Here is an 11,826-nt window from a genome sequence, read left to right on the forward strand (position 1 = left end):
TGTCATTCTGAACGCAGTGAAGAATCTGTTTTGCATGAGCAATTGCTTAAATTACCCTATAGCTTTGAACGTAGGGTAATTAGATACTGTGTTTCATCGGTTAGAGATCCTTCGACTACGCTCAGGATGACAAACTTATTCTGGTCTTAGCGTCTCGCTAAGACCTACCATTTAATTCCGTGTTTCTGAGTTTCCGTGGCAAAAAATTAGTCTTAGCGAGACGCTAAGACTAGTTAATTATCATTCTGAACGCTGTGAAGAATCTGTTTTGCATTAACAATTGCTTAAATGAACCTACCGCTTTGAACGTAGCGTGATTTGGGTTCAGTTTTTCATCGGTTAGGGATTATTCATGCTGTGTTTAAGATTTAAAAGGCATTCATGCTTGCTACGCAGGTCTTCACTGCGTTCAGAATGACAGATGGTGTTGAATGAAGCCTACTTACCTTGCTCCAATTCCAACGACTCTAATAAACTAATATAAATATCAATGCCTTCTTCAATCTCTTCAATACCAATAAATTCATCAGCGGTATGTGAACGGGCAGAATTACCCGGCCCCATTTTAACCGATGGCATATCTAACCAGCCCTGATCTGAACTTGTTGGCGAGAGATAGGTTTGCCTGCCCAGTGAAAGCCCGGCCACCACCAATGGATGAAGAATATCGATATAAGATGGTTTTAAAACATTCGGTCGGAGCGTAAAATCGCATGAAGTATGGTTGATGATGGTGTTTACAATTTCCCTCTCAGTATAGTTGTGATCGAAACGGATATCAACTGTAAAACTACATTCACCAGGTACAATATTATGCTGAATACCAGCCCTGATTTCGGTCACGGTCATTTTTACGGGCTGAGGCTCGCCATCCATAATCGGGAACAGGTAACTTTTAAACCATTCAATATCTTTTAAGGCATGATAAATGGCATTATCGCCCTCTTCGCGGGCTGCATGACCGGATCGGCCTTTAGCAATACAATCAATCACCATCGAACCTTTTTCGGCAATAGCCATCTGCATACAGGTTGGCTCACCAACTATGGCAAAAGAAATTTCTTTAACATCACCCAATATATCGCGGATACCTAGTTCGCCTGAGGTTTCTTCTTCAGCTGTAGCAGCTAAACAAAGGTTGAAAGACAAATCTTTCCGTTCAAAAAAATACAAAAAAGTGGCTATTAATGATACTAACGGTCCTCCCGCATCATTGCTGCCTAATCCGTATAGCTTTTCATTTTCAATAGTTGGACTAAAAGGGTCACGCAAGTACTGCCCGTTCGGTTTCACCGTATCGTGATGAGAGTTTAAAAGGATGGTTGGTTTTGATGCATCCATATATTTATTGTAGCACCACACATTGTTGTGTTTTCTCATGGTATTAACGCCATGCAGATTTAAGAAAGATTCGATATGATCGGCTGTTAGCGTTTCCTCGCCGCTGAATGAAGGAATATTAATTAATGTAGAAAGGAGTTCGACCGATTCCTGATATAAATGGTTAAGATCAGGACCTTCGGTAAGGTGTATTTTACTAATGGTATTCATGATGTTTTGATTAGGTGATTAAGAATGGGCAACTTCCTGGTAAATTTCTGTCTGCTGGTACACTACAGGTTGCGCTTCGATAAAATATTCGGGATCAAAAAGCATAGCGGTACACAAACAGTTGCATTTTTTTTTGCGTTCTAAAATATCGTAGTTCACACAGCTTTTGCAACCTTCCCAGAAATGTTCATCGTGAGTGATCTCTGCAAAACTTACCGGCAGAAAACCGAGTTTGGCATTCATCCGCATAATGGCCGGACCAGAGGTAATGCTAAAGATTTTTGAATTGGGGTACAATCTTCTCGACATTTTGAAGATCCTGTCTTTTATTGATCTGGCTACGCCAGAGTTCCTGAATTTTGGGGCTACAATTAATCCTGAGTTAGAAACGAAACGGCCGTCTTCCCAGGTCTCGAGGTAAGAAAATCCTACCCACTCTCCGGTATTGGTTAAGGCAATAACAGCCTTGCCTGCTGTCATTTTTTCAATAACTGATGCTGCCGTTCTTTTAGCGATCCCTGAGCCACGTGCTATGGCCGATTGTTCTGTTTCTGTTATAATTTCTTCTGCGTAAGGTGCATCGTTATGATTGGCGATACGTACAAAAATGATCTGGTTATCCATGATGATTAAAATTTCATGCCGCGCCTATTACAAATCGAATACCGTAAATCATCTTATGGCCGCAATTGTGGTTTAAACAATCCATTAGCTTTTATTTTTATTCAAAAAATTATAGCCCGCTGTCCATACCCTACCAAAATGAAAGGCTAAATTCCATTTTGGTAAAGCATAATGTAATTTTGTTGATAATAAACAGAAAACCTTCTCCTGTTATTTAACGTATGTTGATTTACACCTAACAGGAATATCTTGATTAGATTAATTACGATTAACAGAGATGTGTTAATTATTTAATTTTTTTTGTACATTATATATGTCGTAGATCCCTTTATTTGAACTAAACTTTATGGTATCATGCCAAATATCAACAGCAGCTCCTTTGTTAAGCCACTTATCGAATATATGGAGCAATATCACCCCATTTCTCCGCTTCTTGCCGCACATTATGCCACGCAGTGTACACGGTTAACCGTTAAAAAAAATAAACACATTGTTTCACCGGTTGATAGTAATGCAGCCCTTTATTTCGTGGTAAGCGGTATTGTGCGGGGTTTTATAAAAGATAGTAATAAAGATATAACCACCTGGTTCTGCTTTGGAAACAATATTGTTGGCGCCATCCGCCATCCAGATCTCCAACCCTACCATTCTGTTGAATATTTGCAGGCACTCGAAGATTGCGAACTGATCCGCATCCCCTATAGCCTGATCGAGTATGCTTATTCCAATTTCGAGGAAGCCAATATTGTTGGCCGAAAACTTTTGGCACTGCACTATTATGCTGCATCTGAAAGATCAATCCTGGCCCGGATTCCAAATGCATTGCGCAGATATCAGAAACTGGAAGAAAGCAAAAAAATAGACCTAAACAAAATACCGCTACGCTACCTGGCCAGTTATTTAGGTATGAGATTAGAAACTTTAAGCAGGATCAGAAGTAAAGAACTTCAAAAAGTGCCTGAGCAGAATGTTGCTGTATAAATAAAATCGAAGTTTTTTATCTTTGCATGGTGTATACCCATATGGACTTAATGGAATGCTTTTCGCATATATCGTGGTGCAGATTAACCTATATAAATAATGAGGAAAACGGGACTTAAAGCAAAAACCGAAAAGGATTTAAAGGATTCTTTTTCCATATGTTATTTTAAGGAAGATTTTTGTATTGAACCATCGGCATATCGATTAACTTACCACCGGATTTTACTTCTATCACAGGGATCGGGAGAAATTTATATTGATGACCAAGCTTTTCTGATCAATGGTCAGGAGATCTTTTTGATTGCAAAAGGACAGGTTGTCGATTTCAAAGGAGGCACCAAATTTTCCGGATTTGAATTGAGCTTTGGAGATTGCTTTTGGGAAAGAAGCCCTTCCAGTGCCAATAACTGTAAGGCTGTACTATTCAATAATGCAGCAAACAATCAGCAGCTATTATTAAATGTAAATGACTACGATCAACTAAGCACACTCTTCGGCAGTTTATATCATGAGTTTTCTGCTTCAGCATATGTGAATAAATTAGATGCATTGGCGGCATATCTAAAAATCATTATGATTAAAATTGCCAATGCCAGTGCAGCCTTAACAGCTGGGATTGATAAGCACGATAATAAGCTTTACCGTAATTTTATCGAATTGATCAGCCAGCATTACCAAACTTCGCATGAGGTTGGCGATTATGCTGATTTAATGGGTATATCAGCCAGAAAATTGACCGAACTTTCTAAAAAGTGTTGTGGCAAAGGCGCTAAAGACCTTATCAATGGTCAATTGATCGCAGAAGCTAAACGATCTCTTCAATTTTCGTCAAAACCGATTAAAGAAATTGCCTATCAGCTTAATTTTAGTTCACCAGATCACTTTAGCCACTTTTTTAAAAAGAACACCACCATTTCTCCCCAGGATTACAGAATGCGCTTTGTTAATCTTGGGATTTAAGAATGTTAATTCCGGGTATCTTCATTTCGAGCGAACCCGATAGCTATCGGGTGTAACGAAGTCGAGAAATCTGCCTTGAGATAGATCTCTCCATTCCGCTACGCTTCAGTCGAGATGATGGTCTGCTTAAAAAACTCCGGTCGAGATGGCAACACTTATTTATTCGCTCCAGGGCGAGTGCAATATACAATCGCAAAAGTTTTTACGGTGAAAATCAGGAATCATGTAAGCGCACACATCTGCTTTAATATTGCCAAAAGTGGTTTCTGTTTTATGCTCAAAACCGCTGAAAAACGTTGGGATAATCTGTTTTTTAAAATCATTTCGTGGAAAGGCTTCAACAATAGCTAACCGATCGGATTCAGTAAGGTTTTCGTACCCCTCACCCATTACATCCAGGCCAACACCACTATACATCAAGGCCACCTCTGGTTCTTTATGTTCGGCAATACCAATAGTAGTGTGCAGGGCAATGGTATCCCAAACCAATTGTAGTGATGCTGCAGGCAAGCCATGACTTTTTAAAAAATCTCTTGCCGCATTTGCTCCGTCAACCTCAAAACGAAGATCGGCACTACTGTATTTTTTGGTTAAACCCAGATCATGAAACACCGAACTTACGTACAATAGTTCTGCATCGTATTTAAGGTTATTTCTTTTTCCGTTTAAGGAAGAGAAAAGAAAAACACGCAAGGAGTGATTATAAATAAATTCTGTTCCATGCTCCAATAAAAGTTCTGTTGCCTGGCTGGCAATGGCACTATCAGGAATGGAAATCCCGGCAACTGATTTTGGTTTAATAACTGACATATCTTTTAAATTTTATACCTCAAAGGTAGACCGCTAAAAAAGTCTGTTATTGTTAAAAACCGACGAGTGCATGTTAATTTATGCAGTGATGGGTAAAACAAAACGGTACATCCTTTTAGATGTACCGCCAATACTGAACCAATAAATCAAGTGTTTTAGGTTTAGAAATTTGTGTTTATAATTAATTGGCTTCGGCCTGAATCAACAAAATCAAGTGGAATAATACCGAATTTACCATGCGTGTTATTGGTAAAAAAGGTTGTGATTTTTGGATTGACAGAATTAGAAACCGTAGTAATGCTCGGAATACTGAATATACCTGCTTTATATCCACTTGCGTAATTAAGGTAAAGTTTATTCGATGTATCATTTTTTGCTTCATTTAACAAGGTTTCTATTCTTGTCCATTTTGTATTTACATCATTAACGTTGTAAAAATCCTGCACTTTTAAATTGGCAGCAGCATTATTGATATCGAAGGTGGTATTATCTGCCCATGCAGTTGCATCAATCCCTTTTGGCGAAGAACCAGAAAATCTTCTCAATAACCTGATTTTTCCGCGAATACTACCTAATGTAGGGATGTTATTTCCTAAATCCCATTTACCAGGGTTTTGCTGCACATAAGAGTCAAAAGTTTGCTCAAACGAACGGGTATTGTTCGATGGCGTATGCTCTTCTTTAACACTCATAATAATGGCTTCGGTTGGGTGACTGTTTAAAAAGTTAATGCAGGCATTAAGCACATCACTAAAATTAAGGTTTTGGTAAATGGCTCCGTGGTGGATGGCAAAAGCATTATCGATGTGCCTGCAGCGAATATCAAGGTAACGCACACCTGCGTTTAACTGATCGGCAATACTTAGATTCTGACATTTAGCCGTACCAGCAACAGGTTCAACTGTAGCACCCGAATCGTGTGTACCTGGGATAGAAATTGTAGCAATGCTGTTTTGATCAGCAAGTACGCTCATCCAGTTATTGAGCGAAAAACTTAATAATGCCGCATTTGGATTTACATTTTCTTTAAGTTTTGGCCCGGAAAATTTTTCAGTCTCTTGTTGTTCTTTTTTACAGGCGCTAAAGGTGAGCACCAAGGCCACGAAAAGTGGCAGTTGTAGTTTCTTCATAGTTTTTTAAGGAAGATTGATGATCTATTTGGTTCAGTGTCTTAAAGTTAGTAAAAGGTTTTACTAAATCGATACACTTAACAATTTTATAATAATTGTTTAATTTACCCGCTAACACTAATGGAGATCTCAGGTTGCTTAGCTAGTAAAACAAATAATTATTCACCGCCTAACCTATATATTCTTTGATGCCTTATGTGGCCAGAAAAGAACGCTTTAATTTGGATACTGATGAATTAAATAACCAATTCTCAATTAGAATAGATGATTATACAAGCTGTTAAAATAGTTATATTAGCGGCACTAATCATAATGAACATTTCAAAAAAAGCCGTTTTGAACAAAGTATTCTCATTTCTTTTAAAAAAGCAATGTGTCGTCGCTATTTACCTCATACTAGCCATTGTTGCTGGTTTCAAACAATATCATCACCATTCGTATAATAATTATCTGATCTTTAAATATGTGTATTGGCATACCACAGATCTTCAGAATTTATATAATAATTATGCTGAATATCGGGATAGCAACCATTATGGACCTGTGTTTTCGGTTTTTATAGCACCTTTTGCCTTGTTACCCGATAGCTTAGGCTGTATATTGTGGAACATTGCCAATGTAAGCATATTGCTTTGGGGCATCTACAGTTTACCAGTTTCACTTAAAAAAAGAACAATCATCGCCTGGATCTGTGCGCACGAGGCATTAACGGCACTTTTTAGTTTTCAGTTTAATATTGCCTTAACGGGGATTATATTGCTCAGTTTCTCTTACCTGGTTAAGAAAAAGGAAGTACAATCTGCCTTTTTTATTGCCTTTGGCACATTGGTAAAACTTTATGGTATAGTTGGACTCGCCTTTTTCTTTTTCACCAAAAACAAGTTAAAATTTATTTTAGGCTGTTTTATTGCATTTGCTATATTGTTTGCTTTGCCGATGGTCATTTCCTCACCAGCATTCGTTATACAATCTTATAGCGACTGGTACCACTCTTTAGCGCATAAAAATGAATTAAATGCTTCGTTAACTTCTTTTCAGGATATTTCTTTAATGGGAATGGCGAGACGGATAACAGGTAACATCAACATTCCGAATATCCCATTTTTATTAGGTGGATTAATATTGTTCGGTTTACCTTATACCCGTATCAATCAATACAAACATTTAGGTTTTAGGCTAATGCTGCTGGCCTCAACATTGATTTTTACCGTTATATTTAGCAGCGGGTCAGAATCGCCAACTTATATCATTGCTTTTGCTGGTGTAGCCATCTGGTTTATGGTGCAGCAAAACCCTAAAAAAGGCTGGATAATTGCCTTGTTTATCTTTGCTTTTGTATTAACCAGCCTATCGCCGACCGATATTTTCCCCAGGGCTGTTAAAGAATTTATTCGTCTATATTCGCTTAAAGCCCTACCTTGCGTCATTATTTGGTTAACCATTATATATCAAATGATGAAAGAAGATTTTAAGTCTTATCTGATTGCCGATTGATGAATAAATTAGTTTCTATAGTAATCCCTGCCTACAATGAAGCCGATAATATTTTCGTAATTGCCGAAAGTATTAAGCAGGTTTTTTCGACGATCGATTACCGTTACGAAATTATCCTGGTAGATGATGGAAGTGCCGATCATACCCTTGAGAAAATAAAGGATTATGCGGCAACAGGTGATAATATCTTCTTTCTCGAATTTTCTAAAAATTTCGGCCATCAACTGGCTGTAAAAGCTGGAATGGACCATGCTTTTGGAGACTGTGTGATTTCTATGGATTGCGATATGCAGCATCCACCAGAACTTATCCCTGAAATGCTTCAGAAATGGCAGGAAGGATTTGAAGTGGTGTATACCATAAGGGAAGAAGATAAAAATCTGTCAAAAGGCAAAAGAAGCTCATCAAACCTGTTTTATAAAACCTTAAACTGGCTATCTGATATCGATTTAGAGCCAGGAGCTGCCGATTTCCGGTTACTGGATCAAAAAGTGGTAAGTGTTTTCAGGAATTTCCACGAAAATGAACCTTTTTTACGCGGCTTGGTAAAATGGTTGGGTTTTAAACAATTTGCCATCAGGTATAATCCGGCTGCACGTTTTTCGGGACAGAGCAAATACACCTTTAAAAAGATGTTAAGGTTAGCATTACATGGTGTAACTTCTTTTAGTATAAAACCGCTGTATTCTGCTGTTTACCTGGGTTTCATCCTTTCATTTGCATCTGTACTTTATATACCTTACATTATTTATGCCTTTGTAAACCATGTAGAAGTTTCTGGCTGGGCATCGGTAATTATGACCATTGTCTTTTTTGGGGGGCTACAGCTTATTATTTTAGGTATTATAGGTATTTATGTAGGCAAAATGTTCATGCAGTCTAAAAACCGTCCCAATTACATCATCCGTTCAACTAATATTCAGCAAAAATAAATGGTATTGTTAAGTTTTGATATCGAAGAATTTGATATGCCTTTTGAGTATGGAAAAGATATTTCTTTTGAAGATCAGATTGCCATTTCGAGAGCTGGTACCATCGCCATTTTGGATATTTTAGATAAATACAACGTAAAAGCTACATTTTTTTGTACGGTAACTTTTGCCGAAAACATTCCCGATCTTATTAAGCGAATCACAGAGACGGGGCACGAACTGGCTTCGCACGGGTATTATCATTCGGATTTTAAACCCGAACACCTGCTTCAATCTAAACTCAAATTAGAAGAACTTTCTGGTAAAGAAATTACCGGTTACCGCATGGCAAGGATGATGCCTGTTGATGAAAAAGAAATTGAAAAGGCAGGATATACTTATAATACTTCGATAAACCCAACCTATTTACCTGGACGGTACAATAATTTTAACATCTCGAGAACACATTTTGTTAAAGATAATGTATTACAGATTCCGGCATCAGTAAGTCCAATTGTAAGGTTTCCGCTATTTTGGTTGTCATTTCATAATTTACCGCTGAGTGTTTATAAAACACTGGCCAACTGGACGTATAAAAAGGATAAATATCTGAATATTTATTTCCACCCTTGGGAATTCACTGATTTAAGCGATTTTGAACGTTTTGGTTTCCCAGGTTATGTGAGGAAAAATACAGGTAGAAAAATGATCGAACGTATGGAAGCCCTTATTTCGTGGATGAAGGCGAAAAACTATCCGTTTGGGACTTTTCAGGAGTTTATTAAAACCCTGGATGCTTAGGTTTTTAATAAATGTATTTTTTCGTTTAGTATTCAGGGTAGTTACCGGAGCACGGGAACAAACTTAAATAGCTGTAATGTCCTTGTGCTCCAAAAAACTAAAATCTCCTTTATTTGTACGTCTCTGCTAATTTAAGTGCATTATAGGCATTAACAATTCCTCCACTCACACATATTTCGCTAAAAAGCACCCTAACATTTTCACCTTTTTCATTTTTGTATTTAACCTTATGCGCTACTTTCGAAACCGATTTCATGATGATCTCTCTTACCTGAGCAGGTTTCAATTCCGGATAATAGCTTAAAATCAGTCCGGCTAAACCAGCCACAACCGGCGAAGCCATACTTGTTCCATCAGCTTCTTCATACTTATTATCTGGCACTGTAGATTTAATTAAAAAACCCGGAGCAAAAACATCAACACTATATTTGCCATAATTAGAAAAATCAGCTTTCAGGTTATCGTCATCTTTGTAGGCACTTGCCCCAACTTCGATCCAATTACTGGCGTGTGGAAGATTAAATTTAGCAGAATCTACAACAATAGGTTTAACCAGCGTTGACCGTTCAAAAGGAGGCCGCATTCCCATTCCATTATTCTGCCCCATGGGGCGAGGCGGGGTAAAATCAGGCTTAACAGGCTTTTTGTTGGCTTCTTTATATGCTTCAGCTTCTTTGCTATCAAAAAACTTGTTGGGGAAATTTTCTTCTATATCATTGTTCTGGTTATCGTTCCCTGCGGCATGCACCAATAATACACCTTTGCTTTCGGCATATTTAACTGCAGAATCTACAGCCTTTTTATCCCATTTATAGCTCTTACCGAAACTCATATTAATAACTTTCGCGCCATTATCAACCGCATAACGGATGCCATTGGCTACATCTTTGTCCCGCTCGTCGCCAGTAGGTACAACCCGAATAGCCATAATACTTACATTATTGGCTACGCCTAAAATACCAACAGAATTTGTACGGTCGGCACCAATAATACCTGATACATGAGTACCGTGGAAAGCATCAGGCCCTTTCACATCATTATTCCCATAATCTTTCTGGTAAGAATTGCTATAATCGTCGCCCACTAATTCAGCACGTATATCATATTTAGGATTCAGGTTATATTTCAGCATGGCATCATATTGCTTATACCCTTCCTTTATATTTTTGTAAAACTTATCAAAACCGCCATCCTCTTTAGAACCTTTTCTAATAATTGTTTTTACTTGTTCCTCTGTCTCATCATCGGCTTTATATCGATCGATGTCTTCTAATGTTGGGATTTCCTTTTTATTTATTTTACTTACCGAATCTAAAACTTTGTTGATTGCGATCAGCACTGAAAAAGTATTGCTGGCGTCTTCATATTTCTTCCCAAAATCGCTAACCATTTTTTTATAAAGCCTAAACTCTTCCTTCTGTGTACTATCTAATGGCGTTAAATTAGTTGTAGACTGATATTTTGGGGTATAAATTCTTAATAAGCGTACTAATTCTAAATTATCAAACTCCAGATTACCTTTTTTAGATCCTATGAAATTCCAGCCATGTATATCATCTATATAGCCATTACCGTCATCATCTATTCCATTCCCAGGAATTTCTCTCTTATTTGTCCATAAAACCTGTTGTAAATCAGGGTGATTGGTATCTACTCCCCCATCAATTACGGCCACAATAATGTTTTGTTTAGGCTTTTTATCTTTTAGCAGCTCACGGTAAGCCTTTTCGGTACTGATACCAAAATATCCGTTTTCAAGTAAATCTAAATTAAACCAGTTGGCAGGGAGCTGTACATTTTTATTCTGGGCAAAAGCACTCAGGCTTACACAGAAAATAAAAACAAGAAAAGTTAATTTCTTCAGGTTAGCGTTCATCATAGTATTATGTACGTAATGCTACAATAATACGGTTTTATTACTTTGAGAATGTAAGATTTTACATTTTTTAACAAGAGAAGATTTATCATTTTTTGGAGCGCATTGGCAGTACAGACATTAAAAGTTCTGTCCTGCTGTACGCTTAATCCTTTTGGGAAAACCTATCTGTTAAACAAATACACCTTGCCCAAAAGGGATAACGCTGCCATCAGGGCTATTTAACCTGGGCAGAAGAAAAAAATATGGAAGATGTAAAACGGATAATGGAATAAGCTCTGCGGTGATCAGCGGCATCTGCGGGATCAAACCCTTAACTTTTAACTCCTTAATGGTGGGGAATAACACATAGATCTTTTTACCATTAAGAAATTAAGGACATTGAGAAATATAAGCTGGGAATCACCTTAGCCCTTGTGGGCTTAACTTTTCTTAACTTCTTAATGGTAAGAAATATGAAAAAAGCCCATAAACAAAGAAAACCCTTTAACAAAGTTGTTAAAGGGTTTCTTATAATATTTGGCACCGACCTACTCTCCCATCCCGAAGTTTCGGGACAATACCATCGGCCCTGGTGGACTTAACTTCTATATAGATTTTAATGACTGGAGATACCATGTTCCGTGAAGATACAAAAAGCCCATAAACAAAGAAAACCCTTTAACAGTGTTGTTAAAGGGTTTCTTAT

At 37.7% G+C, this 11,826-nt stretch carries 10 protein-coding genes; 5 read left to right on the forward strand and 5 right to left on the reverse strand.

Annotated elements, in window-relative coordinates:
- Positions 1-438 precede the first annotated feature (438 nt).
- Together U859_RS0129745 and U859_RS0129750 are read right to left on the reverse strand one after the other, a co-directional pair.
- Positions 439-1,551 (reverse strand): M20/M25/M40 family metallo-hydrolase, encoded by a 1,113-nt coding sequence (locus U859_RS0129745; protein WP_025146851.1) that lies wholly within the window; start codon positions 1,549-1,551, stop codon positions 439-441.
- Positions 1,552-1,569: 18 nt separating this feature from the next.
- The gene (locus U859_RS0129750; RefSeq protein WP_025146852.1) at positions 1,570-2,175 is read right to left on the reverse strand and encodes an N-acetyltransferase; all 606 of its coding nucleotides are present in this window, start codon (positions 2,173-2,175) and stop codon (positions 1,570-1,572) included.
- A 354-nt stretch (positions 2,176-2,529) separates the two neighbouring features.
- On the opposite strand from U859_RS0129750, the gene U859_RS0129760 reads away from it, so the two are divergent.
- Both U859_RS0129760 and U859_RS0129765 read left to right on the forward strand, forming a co-directional pair.
- Positions 2,530-3,156 (forward strand): Crp/Fnr family transcriptional regulator, encoded by a 627-nt coding sequence (locus U859_RS0129760; protein ID WP_025146853.1) that lies wholly within the window; start codon positions 2,530-2,532, stop codon positions 3,154-3,156.
- Positions 3,157-3,255: 99 nt separating this feature from the next.
- Positions 3,256-4,116, forward strand: a complete 861-nt coding sequence (locus U859_RS0129765) for a helix-turn-helix domain-containing protein (protein WP_025146854.1) — start codon at positions 3,256-3,258, stop codon at positions 4,114-4,116.
- 159 nt (positions 4,117-4,275) lie between these two features.
- On the opposite strand, the gene U859_RS0129770 is transcribed toward U859_RS0129765, so the two are convergent.
- Positions 4,276-4,926, reverse strand: a complete 651-nt coding sequence (locus tag U859_RS0129770; RefSeq protein ID WP_025146855.1) for an HD domain-containing protein — start codon at positions 4,924-4,926, stop codon at positions 4,276-4,278.
- Between the two features lie 161 nt (positions 4,927-5,087).
- Positions 5,088-6,056: a phosphatidylinositol-specific phospholipase C gene (locus U859_RS0129775; RefSeq protein ID WP_025146856.1), complete on the reverse strand. Its 969-nt coding sequence runs from the start codon at positions 6,054-6,056 to the stop codon at positions 5,088-5,090.
- 312 nt (positions 6,057-6,368) lie between these two features.
- Between U859_RS0129775 and U859_RS0129780 the strand changes: the two genes are divergently transcribed.
- The 3 genes from U859_RS0129780 to U859_RS0129790 are packed head-to-tail and all read left to right on the forward strand — an operon-like array spanning position 6,369 to position 9,262.
- Positions 6,369-7,550, forward strand: coding sequence for a glycosyltransferase family 87 protein (locus U859_RS0129780; RefSeq protein WP_025146857.1), 1,182 nt, complete (start codon positions 6,369-6,371; stop codon positions 7,548-7,550).
- Positions 7,550-8,482 carry a glycosyltransferase family 2 protein gene (locus U859_RS0129785; protein WP_025146858.1) on the forward strand — a complete coding sequence of 311 codons (933 nt, stop codon included), beginning with the start codon at positions 7,550-7,552 and terminating at the stop codon, positions 8,480-8,482. Before U859_RS0129780 ends, U859_RS0129785 begins: the two co-directional genes overlap by 1 nt.
- Positions 8,483-9,262 carry a polysaccharide deacetylase family protein gene (locus U859_RS0129790; protein WP_025146859.1) on the forward strand — a complete coding sequence of 260 codons (780 nt, stop codon included), beginning with the start codon at positions 8,483-8,485 and terminating at the stop codon, positions 9,260-9,262. It abuts the gene before it with no gap.
- A gap of 109 nt (positions 9,263-9,371) precedes the next feature.
- On the opposite strand, the gene U859_RS0129795 is transcribed toward U859_RS0129790, so the two are convergent.
- Positions 9,372-11,138, reverse strand: coding sequence for a S8 family peptidase (locus tag U859_RS0129795; RefSeq protein WP_025146860.1), 1,767 nt, complete (start codon positions 11,136-11,138; stop codon positions 9,372-9,374).
- Positions 11,139-11,826: the final 688 nt, after the last annotated feature.

The sequence above is a fragment of the Pedobacter jeongneungensis genome (genome assembly GCF_000633455.1).
Lineage (GTDB): Bacteria > Bacteroidota > Bacteroidia > Sphingobacteriales > Sphingobacteriaceae > Pedobacter > Pedobacter jeongneungensis_A.